The organism is Sphingomonas sp. PAMC26645 (assembly GCF_004795835.1).
Taxonomy (GTDB): domain Bacteria; phylum Pseudomonadota; class Alphaproteobacteria; order Sphingomonadales; family Sphingomonadaceae; genus Sphingomonas.
Map to the genome: position 1 here is coordinate 1,079,014 of NZ_CP039249.1, position 22,361 is coordinate 1,101,374.

A 22,361-nucleotide genomic window follows, 5' to 3' on the forward strand; every position below is an offset into this window, starting at 1 on the left:
GCTTAGTCATCACCGTCCCCCAATTGGGCCCCGGCCTCCGCCGGGGTGGTGACCGCTCGACCGTCAGGACTGTCTTCGCATGACCGAAGAAGGACGCCGCTTCGCCGCCGACTTCGCGCGCGTCGCCAGCGACATCACCAACCCGCTGTTCGCCGTCTCCGGCGGCCCCGACAGCATGGCCATGCTCACCCTAGCGCACGAAGCGCTCCCCACCGGCTTCACGGTCGCCAGCATCGACCACCGCCTCCGCCCCGAAGCGGTGGAAGAGTCCGCCATGGTCGCCGCGTATTGCGCAACGCTCGGCATCGCCCACGCCACGCTCGCCCCCAGCGAACCGATCACCGGTGCCAGCATCCAGGCGCAGGCCCGCACCACGCGCTACGCCCTACTCACCGACCACGCCCGCGCGATCGGGGCAGGGGCGCTCGTCACCGGTCACCACGCCGACGACCAAGCCGAAACCTTTCTCATGCGCGCCGCCCGCGGCTCCGGCCTTGCCGGCCTCGCCGGAGTCCGCGCCCGCACCGAAGTCCACGGCGTCACGGTTATCCGCCCCTTGCTCGACTGGCGCCGCGCCGAACTCCGCGCGATCGTCCGCCGTGCCGAAGTACCGTTCTTCGACGACCCCTCGAACCACGACGACCGCCACGATCGCACCCGCTTCCGCCGGTTGCTCGACCAGAACGAATGGCTCGGCACGCCCAACCTCGCGCGCGCCGCAGCGGCGCTCGCCGAGACCGACACCGACGTCCGCGCGATGGTCGACTGGATCTGGACCGAACGCGCCAAGGTCGGCGGCGGCGAAGTGAAGCTCGCGGTCGAGAAGCTGCCCCGCGAAATCCTCCGCCGCCTCGCCCGCCGCGCGATCGGCACGGTCCGCACAGACGCCGGCATCGTCGCGCCCGAATGGACCGAAGCCGCGAACATCGAAAGCCTGCTCGACTCGTTGATGGCCGGCAAACGGACCACCCAAGCCGGGATCATCGCCAGCGTTCGCGGCGACGTCTGGCGCTTCCGCGAGGCACCACCGCGCAGAACCGCTTAGCGCGCCCGTCCGTTCACACTGATCAACGCAAGTCGCGCGTTGTTCCATTGCCATTAACCCGCGCACGCTTATCTTGTGCGGTGAAAGGTATCGTGCACCCATGAGCGACAACGACAACCGCGGTCAGAAGCCCCAGGGCCCCGGAAACGGCGGCCCGGAGAATGGCGGCGGCAATCCTTGGATGAAGAGCCTGTTGATCTGGGTCGGCATCCTGCTTGCGCTGGCGCTGTTCGTGACCATGTTCGACGGCCGCACGGCTGCGTCGGGTGGTAACACGATCGCCTATTCGGCGTTCCTCGACAAGGTCGACGAGGGCACCGTCAAGGACGTCAACATCTCACGCGATATGATCTCGGGGACGCTGTCCACCGGCGATAAGTTCAAGTCGTATCCGATTCCCGACTCGACGCTCGTGCCGAAGCTGCGTGAGAAGGGCGTCTCGATCAGCGCGAAGCCCGAAGAGGGCCCGTCGATGCTGGCGCTGCTCCTCTATCAGTCGCTGCCGTTCCTGCTGTTCCTCGGCATCGCGTTCTTCGTGCTGAAGCAGATGCAGAAGAATTCGGGTTCGGGCGCGATGGGCTTCGGCAAGAGCCGCGCGAAGATGCTGACGCAGAAAGAAGGCAAGGTCACCTTCCAGGATGTCGCCGGCATCGACGAGGCTCGCGAAGAACTCGAGGAGATCGTCGAGTTCCTGAAGGACCCGACCAAGTTCGCACGCCTCGGCGGCAAGATCCCCAAGGGCGCCTTGCTGGTCGGTTCCCCCGGTACCGGCAAGACGCTGCTCGCTCGCGCGATCGCGGGTGAGGCCGGCGTGCCGTTCTTCACGATCTCGGGTTCCGATTTCGTCGAGATGTTCGTCGGCGTCGGCGCGAGCCGTGTCCGCGACATGTTCGAGCAGGCCAAGAAGTCCGCACCGTGCATCGTCTTCATCGACGAAATCGATGCGGTCGGTCGTCACCGTGGCGCCGGTCTCGGCAACGGTAACGACGAGCGGGAGCAGACGCTGAACCAGTTGCTCGTCGAGATGGATGGCTTCGAGGCAAACGAAGGCATCATCATCATCGCTGCGACCAACCGTCCTGACGTGCTCGACCCCGCGCTGCTGCGTCCGGGCCGTTTCGATCGCCAGGTGACCGTGCCGCGGCCGGATATCGAGGGTCGCATCAAGATCCTCGAAGTCCACATGAAGAAGGTGCCGCTCGCACCCGACGTCGATGCACGCGTCATCGCACGCGGCACGCCCGGCTTCTCGGGTGCCGATCTCGCCAACCTCGTCAACGAGGCGGCGCTGCATGCGGCGCGCAAGGGCAAGCGCTTGGTGGCGATGGCCGAGTTCGAGGAGGCCAAGGACAAGGTCATGATGGGCGCAGAGCGTCGCAGCATGGTCATGACCGACGACGAGAAGCGGATGACCGCGTATCACGAGGCCGGCCATGCCGTCGTCGCGATGCACGAGGCTGCGTCGGATCCGATCCACAAGGCGACGATCATTCCGCGCGGTCGTGCGCTGGGCATGGTCATGCGTCTGCCGGAGCGTGACTCGTACAGTTATCACCGCGACAAGATGTACGCGAACCTCGCGGTCTCGATGGGCGGACGCGTCGCCGAGGAAGTCATCTTCGGCTACGACAAGGTTTCGAGCGGCGCCTCGGGCGACATCCAGTACGCCACGGGTCTGGCACGCGACATGGTCACGCGTTGGGGCATGTCGGACAAGGTTGGACCGCTGGAATACGGGGAGCCCGAGGGTGAGTCGTTCCTCGGCTACTCGTCGAGCCGTCCGTCGCGCATGTCGAACCAGACCGCGCAGCTGATCGACGACGAGATCAAGCGGATCGTCGAAGGCGGTCTCGACCGCGCCAAGCAGGTGCTGAGCGATCACGTCGACCAGCTTCACACTGTGGCCGGCGCGCTGCTCGAATTCGAGACACTGACCGGTGACGAAATCAAGAAGCTGATCGCCGGCGAGGATCTCGATCGTCCGGATCCGGGTGCTAAGGCGTCGACCGTCCCGCGTGCGGGGACTTCGATCCCCAAGACCCGCCGTCCGTCGGGACCTTTCGGGACGCCAACCCCTTTGGGGGCGTGATCCGGTTCACCGGACAGTCACTTAAGTAGCTCTATGGGCGGTCTTTTCTCGGAAAGGCCGCCCATGTCGTATTCGCGTTCCAAGGCTGTAGTCGCTGCGCTACTGATGGTCGGCGCGGCAATGCCGGCAAGCGCGGCGATGACCGTCGGCACCTTCCTGGCCCGCGCCAACGCGCTGCGCGACCAGGGCCCGATGGCGCTCATGTCCCCCGACCTTCCCGCCCTGAAGGCCGAAGCCAAGGCGGCGACCAATCAGTTGAAGGCGGAACGCGCCGCCCGCGCCGCCGCTGGCAAGCCACCGATCGCCTGCGTTCCGGAAGGTGAGTCGGTCGGTATCATGGACATGCTCGACGGCCTCAACGAACTCCCCGCCAACTACCAGAAACGCCCCCTCAAGGACGGCTACGCCCGCGTCCTGGCGAACCTCTACCCCTGCCGCTGAGGTGGCTGGGGGAGGTTGAAGAGGTCTTCTTTCATCCGTGCGCCCTGAGCGAAGTCGAAGGGTATGCCCCGCACGCAGGTGCTTCGACTTCTCTCAGCACGAACGGGAGTTGGCAGGACCCGCTTAATAACAATCAGTCCGTCAGCCCATGCAGTAACAGCAGCACGATAAACGCCAGCAAAACTGTGAACGCGAACGTCAACAGCGCCACCGTTCGCCAAGCCGCCGACCACTTCCGCAACTTATAAGCGCCCCGAAGCTGCGCGAACATATGGACTGGCGGCACGCACATCGCGGCCATCACGATCCAGCCCTCCGCGACGCCGATCACGCCCGCGATGATCAACACGATCGTCAGCAGCATCATGAACGCGAACGAATAGGTCACGAAGATCGCGTGGTCGTAGAGGTGATGTTGGCGTCGCCAGAGGAAAAGAAGCGCCATGAACGGCACGGATAACGGAATTAGCCCCCAGCTGTATTTATACGCGCTGGTCTGCAGCTTGTAGAACATCAGGCCCGGATTGCCGTTCGCCTTGGCGATTCCGTGGTCCAGCCGTTCCCAGCCGGTCTTGAAATCGCCTAGGTCGACCAGCGTACCGTTGGCGCCGCCATTTTGCATATCGGCCGCGACCCCGAGTGCACGGACAGTGGTACGGAGCGCGCTCGCCTGCCGATCGAGAGTGGCAAGCTGTTCCCCCGAATATTTGGCGGGCGCACGCTTCGCAACCTCCTGCTGCGCCTCGACATTGTTCAGCGCGAGGCGAGCCCTGGCGGCCTCGTGTGCATAGTCGGACGTCTTGCCGGTGCGATCGTCCCGGATGAAGTCCTTTGTCATTTCACCGCCGACCGCGCCGATCGTCGCGAACATCAGGAAGACGGTGAACAGGAACAGCGCCAGCGGCGACACGAACCGCGCCCGCTCGCCATTGACGTACCGCCGCGTGAGTGCCCCCGGATGCAGCACCAGCAGCGGCAAGGTCCGCCATATCTTGCCTTCGAAATGGAAAACCCCGTGCGCGATCTCATGCCCGATCCCGCCGAGCGAGCGGTGGACGTGCGCCGATTGCCCACATGCGTGACAATGCTCGCCCAGCAACCGCGTCCCGCAATTCAGGCACAGCGCATCATCCAGGCCGTGGCCTGCAGCCGCGTGACGAGCTTCGCCCGCCTTCGGTTCGAATGCGTGCCCGACGACTGTACCCGTGGCGATATCCGCCGTTGCTTCGATATCCCCGGTCATGCGTCCCCCTGCGATACCGGTAGCGTAACGAGTTCGCGACGTTGGCGCGAGGGGCTTCGCATGCTAACGCGCAGGCCATGGCCGACGCAGAAAATCCGACCGAAATGATTGCCGAAATGGGCCGCCGCGCACGCTCCGCCGCGCTGGTGCTCGCGGCGATGCCATCCGAGCGGAAGGCTGCCGCCCTAACGTCGGCGGCGGAGTCGATCCGTGCGGCATCGTCCGAAATCGTTGCGGCGAACGCGGAAGACATGACGCGCGCGGCCGAGGCGGGTCTGTCGGGTGCGTTGCTCGATCGGTTGCGGCTCGACGAAGCGCGGGTCGCGGCGATGGCGGACGGGGTTGCAGCCGTGGCGGCGCTCTCCGATCCGGTAGGGCAGGTGATCGACTCGAGCGAGCGCCCGAACGGCCTCAAGCTCTCGCGCGTCCGCGTGCCGATCGGCGTGATCGGCATCATCTACGAGAGTCGTCCCAACGTCACTGCCGACGCCGCCGCGCTCTGCGTGATGGCCGGCAACGCAGCGATCCTGCGCGGCGGCTCGGAAGCGGTAAAGAGCAATCGCGCGATCCACGCGGCATTGGTCGCGGGGCTGAAGGCTGGCGGGGTGCCCATCGACGCGGTGCAACTCGTACCGACTACCGATCGCGCGGCGGTCGGCGCGATGTTGAAGGCGGACGGGATGATCGACCTGATCATTCCCCGCGGCGGCAAGAGCCTCGTGGCCCGTGTCCAGGCCGAAGCGCGCGTGCCCGTCCTCGCGCATCTCGACGGTATCAATCACGTCTTCGTGCACGCATCGGCCGATCCGGCGATGGCCGAAGGCGTCGTCGTCGACGCGAAGATGCGCCGCACCGGTGTCTGTGGGTCGATGGAAACGCTGCTGATCGACCGCGATTACGCCGACGCGGCGAACCTGATCCGAAGCCTCGCGGCAACCGGCTGCGAAGTCCGCGGCGACGCAAGCGCGCGCGCCCTCGTTTCCGAGATCGTCGCCGCCACGGCGGTCGATTGGGACTTAGAGTATCTCGACGCGATCGCCTCGGTAGCGGTCGTCGACGGACTTGAAGGCGCGGTAGCGCACATCGCCCGCCACGGCTCGCACCACACCGACGCGATCGTCGCCGAAGACGCCGCGGTCGCCGAGCGCTTTCTGACCGCAGTCGACAGCGCGATCGTCCTCTGGAACGCCTCCACCCAGTTCGCCGACGGCGGTGAATTCGGCCTAGGTGCGGAGATCGGCATCGCCACCGGCCGCCTCCATGCCCGCGGCCCGGTCGCGCTCGAAGGCCTCACCACCTACAAATGGATCGGCCGCGGCACCGGCCAGGTGCGCGGTTGATGTGGTTGCGTCGAAGGAGTAGCGTTTCGTCATGAGCGCTTCCCTGCGAATTACGGCGGAACTCGATACCGACACGATGGCGATCGTCGACAGCTTGGCAGCGTCGAAAGGTATCACGGGTGCGGAGTTCGCGGCCGAGGCGATCAGGCGGGTCGCCGAAAGCGAAGCGGACTATCGCGCTTTCATTCAGGTCGGCATCGATGCCGCGGATCGGGGCGATGTCGTGCCCCATGAGCAGGTGATGGCCGAACTCGATCAGATGATCGAACGGCATCAAACTCGGTGCAGATAGACTGGACGACGCCTGCGCTGGACGATTTGCGAGGTGTCGATGATTGGCTGACCGCCGAAGCCGATCCCGAATGGGCGCTGCGAATATTGGTCGCTATCCGCTTCAGGTCCAGGTTTCTCAAGAATTTTCCGCGAGGAGGACGCCCGCATCGCGACGGCTACCGTATCCTGCGCGTGTTCAATACGCCCTATCTCATCCGATATCGCTTAGTCGGCAATGCGGTGCAGGTCGTTCGGGTGTATCATGAACGTGAGAATTGGTTCATCGAGCCTTGACCCACGTCGGTATCCTTGGCGGGTCGTTCAATCCCGCCCACCGTGGCCACCGCGGTATCACGCTCGCAGCGATCGACGCGCTCGCGCTCGACGAGGCGTGGTGGCTGGTGTCTCCCGGCAACCCGCTCAAGGACGCGGCCAACGACATGGCGCCGCTCCCTGCGCGCCTCGCCTCCGCGCGGAAAATGGCGCGCCGTGCGCCCATACGTGCGACCGATCTCGAGGCGCGGCTCCACACCCGCTACACGCTCGACACGATCCGCAAGCTCAAGCGGCGCTACCCGAAAATCAGCTTCATCTGGCTGATGGGGGCGGACAATCTTGCCGACTTTCACCGGTGGAAGAACTGGCGGCAGATCGCCCGTGAGGTTCCGATTGCGGTAATCGCGCGTCCGGGATATGACGGGCGCGCCCTCGCGGCACCCGCGATGGGTTGGCTGCGGCGCTTCCAACGGCGCACAGACCATGCGAAGAGCTGGACGACGTGGAGATTGCCGGCCCTCGTGCTGTTGCGCTTCCGACCCGACCCGACCTCCGCAACCGGCCTGCGTGCCAAAAATCCCGACTGGGCTCAGCACGTTGCTGGCTCGGTAGTCTTACCCAGGAGCTGACTTGGCCACTTCCCCTACTGCCCCTCGCGCGACCGACCCCGAAGAGGTTGAGGCGCTGCATCGCCTGATCCTCGCGTCGCTCGACGACGACCAGGCGGTCGAGACCATCTCGATCCCGCTCGCGGGCAAGACCAGCATCGCCGATTACATGGTGATCGCCAGCGGTCGTTCGACCCGCCAGGTCGCCTCGATGGCGCAGAAGCTGGCTGAGCGGATCAAGGCCGAGTTTAAGCGTCCGGTGAAGATCGAAGGCCTGCCGACCGCCGACTGGGTACTGATCGACGCGACCGACGTCATCGTCCACCTGTTCCGCCCCGAAGTCCGCAGCTTCTACAATCTTGAGCGGATGTGGGCATTCGGCGACGCGCCGGCGCCATCGCCCGTGCCGACCTTCACCGACGAAGACTAGACCTCCGAGACGGCGGCGGTGCTGCTCCACATCGTCGCCCGCGGTCGGATCGGGCGCTCGCCCGAGGCCGACCTCGTCGACCGCTATCTGAAGAGGATCGTCTGGCCGACTAAGGTCAGCGAGCTCCCCGACACCGGCGGCAAGATTCCGCTCGTCGGCGAGCAGACCAGGCGTATCCTGCTCGACGAGAAGGGCGAAACGCTGTCGTCTACGCAGTTCGCGCAGAAGCTCGAGCGATGGCGCGACGACGGCGTCCGCGAGGCGCGGTTCATGATCGGCGCGGCCGACGGCTTCGACGACGCGGCGCGCGACGAGGCGGACCTGCTGTTCTCGTTCGGCCGCGCGACATGGCCGCATCTGCTCGCCCGCGCGATGCTTGCCGAACAGCTCTTCCGCGCCACCAGCATCCTTGCCAACCATCCCTATCACCGCGAAGGGTGATGCATGAGGGCAGGGGGCGTCTTGGCGATCGCGGCGCTGTTCGCGGCGGCGGGGGTAGCCGCACAGACTGATGCGCCCGAGTTGGCGAGCGAACAGCAACGCTTGGTCGCTGCCAAACGCGATGCGGTAATCGCCACTGCCCGTGCCGCCAAACTCGTCGCCGCAGCCACGCGGGAACGCAACGCGGCCGACAAGGCGCGCCGTGAGGAACTGGCGCTCGCTGCACGCGTGACCGCCGCCGAAGCGAACCTCGCAACCGCCAGCGCCCGCGTGGCGCTAGTCGACCGCCTCCTGTCCGATCAGCGCGCCAAGCTCGGCCGCGCGCAAGCCCCCGTCGCCCGCCTACTCGCGGCGCTGGAATCGCTGGCCCGCCGCCCGACGATCGTCGCGGTCGCGCAGCCGGGATCGGTCGACGACCTCGTCCATGTCCGCGCAGTGCTCGGCAGCGCGCTTCCCGTGGTGCGCCAGCGTACCGAGGCCGTTCGCACCGAACTCGCCGAGACGCGGCGTTTGCAGGCCAGCGCGACGCTCGCCGCCAAGGCGCTCGCCGACGGCCGTGCGCGTCTGGAGAACGACCGCATCGCGCTGGCCACCTTGGAGGCGCGCCATCGCCAGCGCAGCCAGTCGCTCGGCCGCGGCGCGCTCGGCGAGTCCGATCGCGCGCTGGCGCTCGGCGAACGCGCGCGCGATCTCGTCGACGGCATGGCCGCCACCACCAACGCCAAGGCGACCGCAGCCAGCCTGATTGCGCTCGCCGGTCCGATCCCCCGCCCGATCGCGCCCGGCACCACGCCCCCGGCGCCACCGAGCGGCGTGTACCGCATGCCGGTAGCGGGCAGGCTCGTCACCGGTTTCGACGAAGTCTCGGACGCCGGAGTCCGATCGCGCGGCCTGACCTTCGCCACCGCTCCCAGTGCGCGCGTCGTCGCGCCTGCTGCAGGGACGATCCGCTACGCCCGCCGCTTTCGCGACTACGGGGTTATCGTCATCGTCGACCACGCCGATGGTTGGACCAGCCTCGTCACCGGCCTCGCCGCAACCTCCGCAAAGCCCGGCGACCGTGTCACGATGGGCGCCCCGCTCGGCACCGCCCCCCGCCAAGACCCGCGCATCACCGTCGAACTCCGCCGCCGGGGTCGCCCGGTCGATATCGCTTCGTTGATAGGACCCAGCTGATCAGCCAAATCCGATGGGCGCAGCTTTCGATCCTCCCCCGCAAGGGGGAGGTGTCGCCGAAGGTGACGGAAGGGGAGGACACGGAGCAGCGGTAATCTCTTACCGCCCCCTCCGTCTGGCAAGTGCCAGCCACCTCCCCCTGGCGGGGGAGGATCGAAAGCCCCCCAGTCAGCCACCATTAACCCCGGCCTCGCTTTGCTCCGCGCGTTGCCGCCAGCGTTCCGCTACGCTACGCCGTCACGACCGTACGACACGTCATTTCTCAGGTTGCAGGACCATCGATGCCTCGTCCTATACTGCGTACCCCGTTGCTTGCCGCGACCGCCATCGTCGGCGCGCTGACGCTGATCCCATTGGCCACCTCCGCGATGGCGGCAGTCGACACCGACACCTACCGCGAGTTCGACCAGTTCCTCGACGTGTTCAACCGCGTGAAGGCGGAATATGTCGACAAGGTCGATGACAAGACGCTGATCAAGGGCGCGATCCAGGGCATGCTCGCCAGCCTCGATCCGCACAGCTCGTACGTCGACGCGCTCGACTACGAGAATCTCCGGATCATGACCGAGGGCAATTACGGCGGCCTGGGCCTCACGGTCCAGATGGAGGACGGCGCGATCAAGGTTGTCGCTCCGCAGGAAGATTCCCCCGCCGCCCGCGCGGGCGTTAAATCCGGCGACTACATCACGCATATCGACGGCAAACTGATCTATGGCGATTCGCTCGATGAGGCGGTCGGCAAGATGCGCGGCAAACCCGGCAGCAAGATCACGCTCGGCCTCGTCCGTCCCGGCCGCGACAAGCCGCTCGAGGTGACGATGATGCGCGAGATCATCGTCCAGAAGCCGGTGAAGTGGGAAGTCCGCGGCGACGTCGGCTACATCAACATCAACACGTTCAGCGAAAATACCGGCGCCGATACCCGCGCGGCGATCATGGCGATCGACAAGTCGCTCGGCCACCGCCCGCTTGGCTATGTCGTCGACCTCCGCGAGAATGGCGGCGGCTTGCTTACCCAGGCGATCGAGGTAAGCGACGCATTCCTCGACCACGGCGAGATCGTCTCGCAGCGTGGCCGCGAGAAGACCGATATCGAGCGTTATTACGCCAAGCCGGGCGACGACGCGCACGGCCTGCCGGTCGTCGTCCTCACCGATCCCGGCACCGCGTCCGCCTCCGAGATCGTCGCCGGCGCCCTCCAGGATCATCACCGCGCGCTGATCATGGGCGAGCGAAGCTTCGGCAAGGGCTCGGTCCAGACCGTGCTCCAGCTTGGCCCCGAGACCGCGCTGCGTCTTACCACCGCGCGCTACTTCACGCCGTCAGGCCGGTCGGTGCAGGAGGGCGGGATCGAGCCCGACATCAAGGTGCCGCAGCTCACCGATCCCGACTACAAGTCGCGCCCGGTGTTCCGCGAGGCGGACCTGCGCAAGCATCTGATCAACGAGGTGAAGGCGGACAACGCGGTGCTTGAGGAGGATACCAAGACGGACCCCCGTTTCTCGCAGACGCCTGATCAGCTGAAGAAGCAGGGCATCGACGACTTCCAGCTCTATTACGCGCTGAAGACCGTCGCGCGCCTCGGCGGTCCGGTCCAGGTTGCTGCCGCGACCAAGCCGCGCCCGATCAAGCCCGATCCCACGGATACCACCAAGGCGCCCGCCAAGTGAGTGTGCGTCGCGGGTTGGGTATGACCAAGAACGAAGAGATCGCGCGCGCCATCGCGCTCCTGCTGCCGGCGTTCCTGCTGCTTGGCGCGCTCGGCTCGCAATATCTCGGCGGGCTGTATCCGTGCGAGATGTGCCACTGGCAGCGCTGGCCGCATTATTCCGCGGTGCTGATCGCGGGCGCGACGTTCTTCGTCCCTGGCCGTTCGCTGCGGGCGTCGCTGGTGATCATCGCTGGGTTGCTGATCGGTCTCAGCGGGCTGATCGGCGTTGCGCATGCCGGCGTCGAATATCATTGGTGGAACGGCTTCACCGCCTGCACCACGACCGTCTCGATGGCGGGCACGACCGCCGCCGAGCGTCTCGCCGCGATCATGAACGCGCCGATGGTGCGCTGCGATTCACCGCAATGGAAGCTGCTTGGAATCTCGCTCGCCGGGTTCAACGCGATCTTTTCCCTCGTCGGTGCGTTCACCATATTCGCACTCATGAGGAAGACGAGATGAGCGGCTGGAAACCAGGAGACGCCAAGCGCGCCACCGATTCGATGATTCGCGTCGACCAGGCCGGCGAATACGGCGCGATCCGCATTTATGCGGGCCAGCTTGCCGTACTCGGCGACCGTCACCCGGCGTCGCGCTCGATCCATCACATGGCGCAACAGGAAGAGCGGCATCGCGCCTTCTTCGACAAGATGATCGCCGAGCGCCGCGTGCGCCCGACGGTGTTGCAGCCGATCTGGAAAGTTGCGGGCTTCGCGCTAGGTGCCGTGACGGCCGCGATCAGCCCGCGGGCTGCCATGGCGTGCACGGCGGCGGTCGAGACCGAGATCGACAAGCATTACGAAGAGCAGCTCGTTCAGCTTGGCGCCAGCGACCCCGAGCTATCGGCAGCGATCCTGGATTTCCAGGCCGAGGAACTCGAACACAAGGCGACCGCGATCGCCGCGGGGGCCGAAGAGACTCCGGGCTATCCGGTGTTGAGCGCGGCGATCCGGCTCGGCTGCAAGGTTGCGATCGCGACCGCCAAGCGGATCTGAGATGCGGCCGATACAATGAGATACGGCCAGTGAATGAAGTACGGATTGTGGGAGTGATGCGTATGAAAATGCTTTTTGCGACGGCGTTGCTCGTCGCCGGACCCGTTGCGGCGCAGACGCCTCAACCTGCCCGCCCCGTAGCGCCGCCAACGCTGGCGCAAATGCCTGCTAAGGGACCCACGCTGGCACCGGCTCTGCCCGGCGCTACCGGCAAGTCGAAGCCGATTTCGGCCCCCGGCGAAGTCTCGCGCAGTGCGCCTGTCAACGGCGTCTTGACGCTATTCGGCAACGAACGCTGCCCGACCAACCAGAACGGCGAAGAGATCGTCGTCTGCGTCCGTCGCAGCGCGCAGGAGCAATACCGCGTCCCCAAGGAACTCCGCGAATTTGTCGTGACTCCCGAAAATGCCAGCTGGGCGACTAAGGCACAGGGAACGCTCGACGCAGGCGTCGGCGTCAACACGATCGGCAGCTGCTCCGCGGTCGGCCCCGGCGGCGCCTCCGGCTGCTTCAACCAGCGCGTCAAGGAATCGCGCCTGGAGAACAAGACGCGCGCGGCAGAAGTCCCCGTCCTCCCATAAAGCGGTCGTAAGCGGCAGCGCCTCTACTTCCCCCCTCCCTAAAAGGGAGGGGCAGGGGTGGGTCGGCTTTTCGCACCGCTTACCGTCCCCTGGCGCTCAAAAGGGGGCAAACGGATGGGCTAACATCCGGAAATTGAAAACCGTCCGCGCCCGATCCGCGTCGATGGTTACGAACAAGACTTCTCGCCTACTCTGCAATTCTTCTTGCTGCCGTCATGACGCGCTGATGCTCGGGACGTGGCTGTTCGCCTGACACCCGCGCGTGCTGTTTTAGACGTAACTGTCCTACAGGCGGAGGGAGTGGCATGATGCGCGAATGACGTCGGCAGCCATCCGGAGTGCATTCGCTAAAACTGCCCCTACGGTGCGTCGGGCGCAGCGGAAAATGCTGCACCAGCGTCTGCACTTTCTGCACTTCGGGCGAGCGCGGTCATTGCACGTTGCCGGACTCGCGCTGTTTTTCAGCGAGTTAGGCCGATTCGGAGCGATTTCGCGATTCTTGATCGTAAGAACCTATCGCAAGGAGTCATCACATGACCGAGCCGCTGGGCATCGCCTTCCTGCTGTTCCCGAACGTGACGCAGCTTGACCTGACCGGCCCCGCGCAGGTTCTGTCGCGGCTCGGCAACGCTCGGCTCGATCTTGTCTGGAAGACGCTGGAGCCGGTCCCGACCGACGCCGGTTTCTCGATCGTGCCGACCGCGACCTTTGCGGACGTGCCGTATGCCGACATTCTCTGCGTGCCCGGCGGTTTCGGCATAAACGGCGTGATCGCCGACGACGAGGCGATGGCGTGGGTCCAGCCGGTTGGGGCCGAAGCGACGTGGGTCACGAGCGTGTGCACGGGCTCGTTGATCCTCGGCGCGGCGGGATTGCTCGATGGCTACCGCGCCGGCTGCCACTGGGCGCAACGCCACATGCTGCCGCTGTTTGGCGCGATCCCGGTCGATGCGCGGACCGTGGTCGATCGCAACCGGGTGACCGGTGGCGGTGTCACCGCCGGGATAGACTTTGCGCTGACGCTGACCGCGATGATCCGGGGCGAGGCGCATGCGAAGGCGGTACAGCTAAGCCTGGAATATGATCCTGCGCCGCCGTTCGACAGCGGCTCGCCGGAGAAGGCCGACGCGGACATCCTCGCCGTAGTGAAGCGAAGAACGGCGCAGCTTATGCCAACGCGCGATGACGATCTGCGCGCGCTGGCAAAACGCCGAGGTTACCCCAGAGAGACTTACGAGTGACGCTTCAGCCCGCGCACCCGGTGCCAGATGTAGAAGCCGACCAGCGCGATCAGGACGACCCCGATCAGCAGGTCGGCGCTGTGGAAGGCGGCCTTTACGCGTGGATCGCTGTCCCATTTGTCGCCGAGCTTCATGCCGACCCAGGCGAGCCCGAAGCACCACGGCCACGACCCGACGAAGGTGTAGACATGGAACGGCACCAGCTTCATCCGCGCAACGCCGGCGGGGAAGGCGATGAACGAGCGGATCACCGGGAGCAGGCGCCCGATCAGCACCGCCATGGAGCCCCAACGTACAAAGAACCGGTCCGCCGCATCGAGCTCGCCCGGCCCGATCAGCAGGTATTTGCCCCAGCGCTCGGCCATCGGTCGGCCGCCGCGCTTGCCGATCTCGTACGCGACGATCGAGCCGAGGTTGCACCCGATCGCGCCCGCGGTGGCGGCGAGATACAGGTCGAAGCGTCCGGTCGAGACGAGGTAGCCGGCGAACGGCATGATGATCTCGGACGGCAACGGGATGCACGCGCTTTCGATCGCCATGAGCAGTGCGATGCCGACATAGCCACCCGACGAGATGACGCCGATCGTGAAGGTGGCCAGCACGGCCAGGATCTTTTCGAACATGGCTCGGTCGATTGCGCGAACCGGGCGGCGAAGGGAAGCCCTAAAGAGGAACCGCTGCGCGCTTCGTTCGCTGGTGCGGCATGACAGATCTCACACTCAACGACGGCCGCACGATGCCACAGCTCGGCATGGGTACGTGGCAGATTCCCGACAGCCAAGCCGCGGCGATCGTTCGCTCCGGACTCGATATCGGCTTCCGGCTGGTCGACACCGCGGCAATCTACGAGAACGAACGCGGCGTCGGCGACGGCTACAAGGGCTCGGACGCGTTCCTGACGACCAAGCTCTGGAACGATCGCCAGGGCGATGCCGAAGCGGCGATGGACGAGAGCCTTGCATTGCTCGGTGTCGAATCGGTCGACCTGTACCTGATGCACTGGCCGGTGCCGAAGCAGGACAAGTATGTCGAAGCATGGAAGGCGATGATCGCACTGCGCGACGCCGGCAAGGCGAAATCGATCGGCGTCTCGAACTTCCTGCCCGAACATATCCACGCGATTGTAGCGGCGACCGGCGTGACACCCGCGGTAAACCAGATCGAACTCCACCCGAATTTCCAGCAGCGCGAACAGCGCGCCTATCATGAAGCGCATGGCATCGTGACGCAGAGCTGGAGCCCGCTGGGACAGGGCAAGACGCTGTTGCAGGACGAGGCCATCGTTCGGATTGCGGACAAGCACGGTCGCAGTGCGGCGCAGGTTATCTTGGCGTGGCATCTGGCGAACGGGTTTTCGGTGATTCCGAAGGCTTCGGATGTAGAGCATCTCGCGGACAATTTCGCAGCACTCGACCTGACACTGGACGACGAGGACATGGCCGCGATCGAAGCGCTCGACGATCCTGCGGGCCGGTTGGGACCTGAGCCGAACAGCATGTGATGAGGATGAAGAGGCGGCTCGACTGAGAAGCTCGTCATCCTGACGAAAGTCAGGAACCAGGGTAACGGGCGTTGCGCTGTGTGGCTCTGGATCCTGACTTTCGTCAGGATGACGGAGATAAGGAGCGTGAAGTTTGCTCATTCGATGATCAAGCAATCCGGCCGCCGACCGTCCGCAAGTCCTCGACGAAACGCGCATATTCCTCCGCCGCCTGCGCGGGATCCGGCAATCTGAGCAGATAGCTTGGATGCACCGTGATCCAGGCCTCGCCGCCATCCGGCAACTGCAACGCCCGGCCACGCTCCCGCCCGATCGTCATGACCTTACCGAACAGCGACCGCGCTGCCGTCGCACCCAGCGCCACCGTTACCTTCGGCTTGATGAGCATCTGCTCCTGCTCGATCCACCAGCGGCAGGCGTCGATCTCGCCCGCCCCGGGCTTGGCATGAATCCGCCGTTTGCCGCGTTGTTCGAACTTGAAGTGTTTGACCGCGTTGGTGACGTAGGCGCGCGAGCGGTCGACGCCCGCTTCCGCCATCGCCTTGTCGAACATCTGGCCAGCGGGGCCGACGAATGGGCGTCCGGCGATATCCTCCTGGTCGCCGGGTTGCTCGCCAACGAACATCAGTGGGGCGTCGACCGGGCCTTCGCCGAACACGGTTTGCGTCGCCGGCTTGTAGAGTGGGCAGCGGGTGCAGCCGGCGGCCTCGTCGCGCAGGGCTTCCCATGCGATCAAGCTGTTGCCGCCAACGTTGTCGCGCGCCTTCTGGATCATGCCGCTCTCCCTTGCTTGCGCCGCTGCAAGCAAGCCCGGCACCAGTGCGGTTTCGGGCATATTCTTCCAGTATTTCTTGGGCATTTCCTTCAGCATCGCGCCGATCTTGACGCGCGCCGGGTTGAAGATGCTGGCGTAATAGGTCTTCCAGACTTCCTCGGTCGGGTCGCCGTCGGGGGCGTCGGCCTTGCTCGCGCCGGGGCCCTCGCTGAGTGCCTTGCCATCCCAGTGGATCGAGACTTCGGGCGTTAGGATCGACCAGCGCATGCTGGCGAAGCGGTTGACGAAGAAGGCTGCGTTGGCGCGGACGATGTGGTGGTCGGGTTCGAACCACGCGACGAAGCGGGTTCCGCCGTCCTCCTCAACCTCGCGGAAGCGGAGGAAGGCGCGCATCTTGTGGATGTCGCGGCGGACGTCCTTGGCTATCCGGTCGAGGCGGCGGACGAGCGGATCGGCGCGGTCCTCGATCAGTTTTTGTTCGCGGCGGAGGCGGAAAAGCAGCGTGTAGAGCAGGGCGAACCGTTCTGGGTCGCTGCCGAGGATGGCGCTGCGGGCTAGGTCTATGAAGGCGCGGGGGACGGAGAACGCGCCGGGGGGCGGGGCAGGGGCGGGTTCGGCGACGGTTGCGAACAGGTCGACTGGCTCGTCGCCGACTTGCCAGACGACGTCGTCGGGGGGGACGTCCTCGGCGATCAGGCCACGCGCTGCGTCGCGCCAGCCGTCTAAGTCGTCTGGTTCGGATAGGGTTACGACGCGCATCTACACCCCTCCCCGGAAGGAAGGGGGCGGGCTGCTTTTGAGGGAATGCTGCGCGTGCCTCGGGCCGACCCACCCCCAACCCCTCCCTTTCAGGGAGGGGAGCAGGTCGTGCGCGCGGGTCACGCGAACATTTCCATTTGCTTGGGTTTCGGGGCGACGATCGGGCGGAGTTCGGCCTTGTCCGCTAGTGCTACCGGGCGCCAGTCCTCGGCGATGATGAAGGGGCGGAGCTTACCCACGGATACCGTCAACCTTGCGATATCGGCGAGGTGCAGGCGGCGCCAGCGGCGGCTGGTGAGGATGCCGTTGACTGCCTTTACGCCCAGTCCCGGGACGCGGAGGAGCATTTCGCGGGGGGCGCGGTTGACGTCTACCGGAAAAGAGCCGCGGAATTTGAGCGCCCAGGCGAGTTTGGGGTCGATGTCGAGCGGGAGCATGCCGGTGGCGTCATCGGCGGCGGCGACGACCTCGTGCGGCTGGAATTCGTAGAACCGCATCAGCCAGTCGGACTGGTACAGCCGGTGCTCGCGCATCAGCGGCGGACGTTGCAGCGGGAGGACGGCGCTCGCGTCGGGGATCGGGCTGAATGCGGAATAATAGACGCGGCGCAGGCCGAAGCGGTCGTACAAGGTCGACGCCTTCCGCACTATGTCGCCGTCCGTAGCCGCATCTGCTCCGACGATCATCTGGGTGGACTGGCCAGCAGGGGCAAACTTCGGCGCGGACTTGTACTTAGCCTTGGCGTCCTTGCCGTCGATGATCGAGGCCTTCACCTCCGCCATTGCGGTCTCGATGCGGACGCCGTCCTTCTCCGGGGCAAGGCGCTTGAGGCCGTTTGCGGTCGGGAGTTCGACGTTGATAGAGACGCGATCCGCGTACAGCCCGGCCTGATGGACGAGTTCGGGATCGGCGTCGGGGATCGTCTTGAGGTGGATGTAGCCGCGGAAATGGTGATCCTCGCGCAAACTGCGCGCCACCTCGACCATCTGCTCCATCGTGTAGTTCGACGACGCGATGATGCCGGACGAGAGGAACAGGCCCTCGATATAATTGCGCTTGTAGAACGCGATGGTGAGATCGACGACTTCCTTCGCCGTGAAGCGGGCGCGGCGGACGTTCGAGCTCTTACGGTTGATGCAGTAATGGCAGTCGAAGATGCAACTGTTGGTCAGCAGGATCTTCAGCAGCGAGATGCAGCGGCCGTCGGGCGCATAGGCGTGGCAGATGCCCATGCCTTCGGTCGAGCCGAGCCCCTTGCCATCCTTCGAATTGCGCTTGGTCGTGCCCGACGACGCGCACGACGCGTCGTATTTGGCCGCGTCGGCGAGGATCTCGAGCTTTTCACGGGTGTCGAGTTGGGCCATTCGTTCGTCTTACGTTCCGCGAAAAGGGGTGTCGAGTGATGGAGATCAACTTGTCGCTATGTCGTTGTACTCGCCACCTTTCGGGTCGGCCCCGATGCTGGAAGTGCACAAAGTGCAGACGCTGGGAGCATTTTTCCGATGTCTGCACTTAAGCCCAGACGTGGACGATTGCGGATTCACGACGGTGGCAGGATCGGGTTGTGTAGGACACCCGAAAGTCAGCCGAACAGATAACGGATCAGGTCGACCATGCCGCCGAGGCTCACGGGCAGGAGCAGCAACAGGAAGAGATAGACGAAGATCAGGCGGGTCAGTGCTTTCTCGTGACGATACACGGGCTTGCGGGGAGGCAGGTCCTCCTTGCGCGGCCAGATGCTGGATTCGTCGAGGAACATCGAGGATCAACGTCGCGAACGGGGATTGTCTCCCTACGCCGTTGCAATGAGTCCGGTCGCGCCTTGTAGGTCGACCGAGACCAGCCGGCTGACGCCGCGTTCGATCATCGTTACGCCGAACAGGCGGTGCATGCGGCTCATCGTGACGGCGTTGTGCGTGACGACGAGATAGCGCGTGTCAGTGTCGCGAGACATCCGGTCGAGCAGGTCGCAGAAGCGCTCGATATTCGCATCGTCGAGCGGCGCGTCGACCTCGTCGAGGACGCAGATCGGCGCGGGATTGGTGAGGAACAGGCCGAAGATCAGCGCGACCGCGGTCAGCGCCTGCTCGCCGCCGGACAGGAGGGTGAGCGACTGGAGGCGTTTGCCGGGTGGTTGCGCCATGATCTCGAGACCGGCTTCGAGCGGGTCGTCGGAGTCTATCAGTTCCAAATGCGCGGCGCCGCCGTCGAAGAGCGTGGTGAAGAGGCGCTGGAAATGGCCGTTCACGGCTTCGAACGCGGCGAGCAGGCGTTGGCGACCTTCGCGGTTGAGCGTGCCGATCGAGCCGCGCAGGCGGTTGACGGCTTGGCCGAGTTCGTCGCGCTCGACCGCATTGCCCCGCGCGGAATCTTCGAGTTCGGCGAGTTCGGTTTCGGCAACGAGGTTGACCGGGCCGATCCGCTCTCGGTCGGTGGTGAGGCGGTCGTGCGTGGCGGACTCTTCCGCTGGCGCGCGGACGTCGGCGACCGCGAAGCCGAGGCGTTCGGGGAGCACCGGGGCGGGGCACTGAAAGCGCTCGCCCGAGAGGCGGCCGAGATCGAGGCGGCGCGCCTCGTGGTTTTCGGCGCGGGCGATCGCGCCGGCGCGGGCTTCGCGGGCGACGGCAACCGCTTCGGTGGCGGCGCGGTGGGCGTCGTCGGCGGTGCGGGCAGTGGTTTCCGCGGTGCGTTCGGTGGCGAGGAGCGCGTCGGCGGTTGTGCGCGCTTCTTGGTGTTCGGCGTCGAGCGTCTCGATTTCAGCGTCGAGGGCGGCGGGGCGAGCGGCGATCGCGGTGAGGTCCGCGCCCAGCGTCGTTTCGCGTGAGTCCATGGCGGCTATGCGCTTGGCGGCTTCACCGGCGCGGGCGCGCCAGCTTCGGGTGTCGGCTTGGGCTGCGGACAGGCGTTCGCGGTGGGTGGCGACGCTGCGGTCTAACGTGGTGCGATCGGCGCGGGCTTGCGCGACCGCGGCGCGGGCGCGCTCGGCATCGTATTGGAGCGCGGCGACCTCGCGCGCGTTGGCGGTGCCGTCGGGGACGGCGGCCATCGCGGCTTCGGCGCGGGTGCGGTCGGCGTGCGCGTCGGCGACGTCGTCGGCGATGCGGTGGGCGCGGACGTCGAGGTCTGCCCGCTGGGTGGCGAGGCGTTCGAGCGCGGCGGCGGCGCGGTCTTCCTGGCGGAGGGCGTCGCGCGCGGTGGTTTCGGCGCGCTGCAGGGCGGCGCGGGCGGTTTGCGACTGGCCTCGGGCATTGGCGATCCGCTCGTCGATCGCGGCGCGTGTTCGTTCGGCGTCGTCTAGTGCTTTGGCCGCAGCGGGGCGGGTGGCCTGGAGTGCGGCGAGGCGGTTGCGGCGGACGAGGCGTTCGGCGGCGGCCGCGCCGGTCCCGGTCGCGGTGAAGCCGTCCCAGCGGCGGAGGTGGCCGTCCCGGGTGACGATGCGCTGGCCGACGGCGAGGGGTTGCTGGCCGTCGGTGTCGACGACGAAGACCTGCGCAAGCCTGCGGGCGAGAGCGGGGGGCGCGTCGACATGTTTTACCAGCGGTTCGGCGTCGGCGGGCGCGGCGGGGTCGTCTTCGCGAGGCTCGGCGCCCGCCCATGCATCGAGGTTGGTGTCGAGATCGTCGCCGAGCGCGGCGGCGAGCGCGCGTTCGTAGCCGGTGCTGGCCGAGACGTGGTCGAGCAGCCGGTCGCGGCCGCTGCGCTGTGTTGCCTTGGTGAGCGCGGTCACTTCGCTGTCGATTGCGGCGAGGTCTGCGCGGGCGGTGGCGCGGGTGGTTTCGGCGGCGTCTCGCGCGTTGGCCGCGGTGGCTTCGTCGGTGTCTGCTTGTGTGATGGCCTGGCGAGCGGACTCTGCGGCGGCGGTCGCGGTGCGTCGGGCTTCGGCGGCGGTTTCGCGCTCTGCGGCTAGCGGCGCGGGGTCGCCGAGGACACGGAGGGCGGCGGCGATCTGCGCGGCGTCACGATCGGCGCGGTCGGCGCGGGTGCGGGCGGCGGCGAGGGCTGCGCTGGCGACGCGGACTTCGGCGGCGTCGCGTGCTTGCGTGGCGAGCGCCTGGGCCAGCGCGACCTCGGCGTCACGGGCGCTGCGTTCGGTTTCGGCGAGTGCGGCGTCGAGATTGGGGATCGCGGCGGTGGCATCGGCGATCGCGGTGTCGAGCGCCTTCGCCTCGTCGGCGAGGCGGGCTAGCGCGGCGGCGGCGTCGCTGGCGAGCGATCCTTCGCGCGCGCGGTCGTCGGCGATCCGGGCGCGGGCGTCGGTGAGGTCGGCGATCCTCCGCTCGACACTGGCCTTCTCGGTTTTGAGTGCGGCGAGGCGGTGGGCGAGATCGCCGACCAGGTCGCGCGCGGCGAGCGCTGCGGTGCGCGCGGTGGCGACGGCTTCGATCGCGCGATGCTGTGCTTCGGCGGCTGCGCGTTCGGCTGCGGTGGTGGAGTGGACGCGGGTTTCGGCAGCGGCGGCTTCGGCCTTGGCGGCGTCGGCTGCGGTGGCGGCTTCGCGCCAGCGGGCGAAGAGCGTGCGCGCTTCGGCGACGCGAATCTGCGCGGAGATCAGGCGGTAGCGTTCGGCGGCGCGGGCCTGGCGTTTCAGCGTGGCGGCGCGCGCGTCCTGGTCGGCAATGATCTCGTCGAGCTTGGCGAGATTGGCTTCGGTGGCGCGGAGTTTTCCCTCAGCGTCCTTGCGGCGGACGTGGAGGCCGGCGATTCCGGCGGCTTCCTCGAGCATCGCGCGGCGGTCGGCCGGTTTGGCGGCGATGACCGCGCCGATCTTGCCCTGGCTGACGAGCGCGGGGGAGTGCGCGCCGGTGGCGGCGTCGGCGAAGAGCAGGCCGACGTCCTTTGCGCGGACGTCGCGGCCGTCGATCCGGTAGGCGGAGCCGGCGCCGCGCTCGATCCGGCGGACGATCTCGCGTTCGTCGCCTGCTATTTCGGCGAGGATCGAGACTTCGGCGAAGTCGCGCGGGGGGCGGGTGGCGGTGCCGGCGAAGATGACGTCTTCCATGCCGGCGCCGCGCAGCGACTTGGCGCTGGCCTCGCCCATCGTCCAGCGGAGCGCTTCGAGGAGGTTGGATTTACCGCAGCCGTTGGGGCCGACGACGCCGGTTAGGCCGGGTTCGATGCGGAGATCGGCCGGGTCGACGAAGCTCTTGAAGCCGGTGATGCGGAGGCGCTTGATCTGCATTTCTTGCGCCCCCCGACGACTGATGTTGCTGTTATCCCGGACCGTTGCGCTGTTGTTTCCCCGCGAAGGCGGGGACCCAGACTGGGCTCCCGCCTTCGCGGGAGAACAATAAGGAGCTGCCGCTAGTCAAAACTCCACCACCCCGGCGAAGGCCGGGGCCCAATTGGGGGGCGGTGCTAACGAAGGTTGCGCTTCGTTATTTCCACCATTCCATTTGGGCCCCGGCCTTCGCCGGGGTGGTGGTTCCGTGGGGTAGG

Annotated in this window: 22 protein-coding genes; 16 read left to right on the plus strand and 6 right to left on the minus strand. The window is 66.4% G+C overall.

Annotated elements, in window-relative coordinates:
- The first annotated feature begins 79 nt into the window (after positions 1-79).
- The 3 genes from tilS to E5673_RS05190 all read left to right on the plus strand — a co-directional run bounded on the left by tilS (position 80) and on the right by E5673_RS05190 (position 3,575).
- On the plus strand, positions 80-1,045 hold the full coding sequence (gene tilS, locus E5673_RS05180; RefSeq protein WP_136189198.1) for a tRNA lysidine(34) synthetase TilS: 966 nt from the start codon (positions 80-82) through the stop codon (positions 1,043-1,045).
- 100 nt (positions 1,046-1,145) lie between these two features.
- The gene (gene ftsH / locus E5673_RS05185; protein ID WP_136189199.1) at positions 1,146-3,134 is read left to right on the plus strand and encodes an ATP-dependent zinc metalloprotease FtsH; all 1,989 of its coding nucleotides are present in this window, start codon (positions 1,146-1,148) and stop codon (positions 3,132-3,134) included.
- Between the two features lie 63 nt (positions 3,135-3,197).
- Complete coding sequence (locus tag E5673_RS05190; RefSeq protein WP_247599588.1) at positions 3,198-3,575, plus strand: hypothetical protein; 378 nt, start codon at positions 3,198-3,200, stop codon at positions 3,573-3,575.
- A gap of 133 nt (positions 3,576-3,708) precedes the next feature.
- Here the strand turns inward: E5673_RS05190 and E5673_RS05195 are convergent, their stop codons facing one another.
- The gene (locus E5673_RS05195) at positions 3,709-4,818 is read right to left on the minus strand and encodes a DUF3667 domain-containing protein (RefSeq protein WP_136189200.1); all 1,110 of its coding nucleotides are present in this window, start codon (positions 4,816-4,818) and stop codon (positions 3,709-3,711) included.
- 77 nt (positions 4,819-4,895) lie between these two features.
- On the opposite strand from E5673_RS05195, the gene E5673_RS05200 reads away from it, so the two are divergent.
- The 12 genes from E5673_RS05200 to E5673_RS05255 all read left to right on the plus strand — a co-directional run bounded on the left by E5673_RS05200 (position 4,896) and on the right by E5673_RS05255 (position 13,890).
- Positions 4,896-6,158 (plus strand): glutamate-5-semialdehyde dehydrogenase, encoded by a 1,263-nt coding sequence (locus E5673_RS05200; protein ID WP_136189201.1) that lies wholly within the window; start codon positions 4,896-4,898, stop codon positions 6,156-6,158.
- A 76-nt stretch (positions 6,159-6,234) separates the two neighbouring features.
- Complete coding sequence (locus E5673_RS05205; RefSeq protein WP_210731808.1) at positions 6,235-6,450, plus strand: CopG family transcriptional regulator; 216 nt, start codon at positions 6,235-6,237, stop codon at positions 6,448-6,450.
- Positions 6,441-6,725, plus strand: coding sequence for a type II toxin-antitoxin system RelE/ParE family toxin (locus E5673_RS05210; RefSeq protein ID WP_136189202.1), 285 nt, complete (start codon positions 6,441-6,443; stop codon positions 6,723-6,725). Before E5673_RS05205 ends, E5673_RS05210 begins: the two co-directional genes overlap by 10 nt.
- Positions 6,722-7,336 carry a nicotinate-nucleotide adenylyltransferase gene (locus tag E5673_RS05215; RefSeq protein ID WP_136189203.1) on the plus strand — a complete coding sequence of 205 codons (615 nt, stop codon included), beginning with the start codon at positions 6,722-6,724 and terminating at the stop codon, positions 7,334-7,336. The genes E5673_RS05210 and E5673_RS05215 overlap by 4 nt, the downstream gene beginning before the upstream one ends.
- Before the next feature lies 1 nt (position 7,337).
- Entirely contained in the window at positions 7,338-7,745 is a 408-nt protein-coding gene (gene rsfS, locus E5673_RS05220) for a ribosome silencing factor (protein ID WP_136189204.1), read from the plus strand.
- Between the two features lie 18 nt (positions 7,746-7,763).
- Positions 7,764-8,186 carry a 23S rRNA (pseudouridine(1915)-N(3))-methyltransferase RlmH gene (locus tag E5673_RS05225; protein WP_136189205.1) on the plus strand — a complete coding sequence of 141 codons (423 nt, stop codon included), beginning with the start codon at positions 7,764-7,766 and terminating at the stop codon, positions 8,184-8,186.
- A gap of 3 nt (positions 8,187-8,189) precedes the next feature.
- Positions 8,190-9,362 (plus strand): peptidoglycan DD-metalloendopeptidase family protein, encoded by a 1,173-nt coding sequence (locus E5673_RS05230; RefSeq protein WP_136189206.1) that lies wholly within the window; start codon positions 8,190-8,192, stop codon positions 9,360-9,362.
- Positions 9,363-9,643: 281 nt separating this feature from the next.
- Positions 9,644-11,032 carry a S41 family peptidase gene (locus E5673_RS05235; protein WP_136189207.1) on the plus strand — a complete coding sequence of 463 codons (1,389 nt, stop codon included), beginning with the start codon at positions 9,644-9,646 and terminating at the stop codon, positions 11,030-11,032.
- 20 nt (positions 11,033-11,052) lie between these two features.
- On the plus strand, positions 11,053-11,535 hold the full coding sequence (locus E5673_RS05240) for a disulfide bond formation protein B (RefSeq protein ID WP_120299750.1): 483 nt from the start codon (positions 11,053-11,055) through the stop codon (positions 11,533-11,535).
- A complete protein-coding gene (locus E5673_RS05245; RefSeq protein WP_136189208.1) occupies positions 11,532-12,068 on the plus strand; it encodes a demethoxyubiquinone hydroxylase family protein in 537 nt (178 codons plus the stop codon). The genes E5673_RS05240 and E5673_RS05245 overlap by 4 nt, the downstream gene beginning before the upstream one ends.
- A 62-nt stretch (positions 12,069-12,130) precedes the next feature.
- On the plus strand, positions 12,131-12,649 hold the full coding sequence (locus tag E5673_RS05250; protein WP_136189209.1) for a hypothetical protein: 519 nt from the start codon (positions 12,131-12,133) through the stop codon (positions 12,647-12,649).
- Positions 12,650-13,182: 533 nt separating this feature from the next.
- Positions 13,183-13,890 (plus strand): DJ-1/PfpI family protein, encoded by a 708-nt coding sequence (locus E5673_RS05255; RefSeq protein ID WP_136189210.1) that lies wholly within the window; start codon positions 13,183-13,185, stop codon positions 13,888-13,890.
- Here E5673_RS05255 and E5673_RS05260 read toward each other — a convergent pair.
- Positions 13,881-14,513, minus strand: a complete 633-nt coding sequence (locus E5673_RS05260; protein WP_136189211.1) for a DedA family protein — start codon at positions 14,511-14,513, stop codon at positions 13,881-13,883. The two genes, E5673_RS05255 and E5673_RS05260, sit on opposite strands and share 10 nt — an antisense overlap.
- A gap of 80 nt (positions 14,514-14,593) precedes the next feature.
- Between E5673_RS05260 and E5673_RS05265 the strand changes: the two genes are divergently transcribed.
- Complete coding sequence (locus tag E5673_RS05265; RefSeq protein WP_136189212.1) at positions 14,594-15,391, plus strand: aldo/keto reductase; 798 nt, start codon at positions 14,594-14,596, stop codon at positions 15,389-15,391.
- Positions 15,392-15,539: 148 nt separating this feature from the next.
- On the opposite strand, the gene E5673_RS05270 is transcribed toward E5673_RS05265, so the two are convergent.
- From E5673_RS05270 to smc, 4 genes are all read right to left on the minus strand, one after another.
- Complete coding sequence (locus E5673_RS05270; RefSeq protein ID WP_136189213.1) at positions 15,540-16,925, minus strand: UdgX family uracil-DNA binding protein; 1,386 nt, start codon at positions 16,923-16,925, stop codon at positions 15,540-15,542.
- 119 nt (positions 16,926-17,044) lie between these two features.
- A complete protein-coding gene (locus E5673_RS05275; protein ID WP_136189214.1) occupies positions 17,045-18,289 on the minus strand; it encodes a putative DNA modification/repair radical SAM protein in 1,245 nt (414 codons plus the stop codon).
- A gap of 218 nt (positions 18,290-18,507) precedes the next feature.
- Entirely contained in the window at positions 18,508-18,684 is a 177-nt protein-coding gene (locus E5673_RS19610; RefSeq protein ID WP_165895133.1) for a hypothetical protein, read from the minus strand.
- 33 nt (positions 18,685-18,717) lie between these two features.
- A complete protein-coding gene (gene smc, locus E5673_RS05280; protein WP_136189215.1) occupies positions 18,718-22,104 on the minus strand; it encodes a chromosome segregation protein SMC in 3,387 nt (1,128 codons plus the stop codon).
- Positions 22,105-22,361 lie beyond the last annotated feature (257 nt).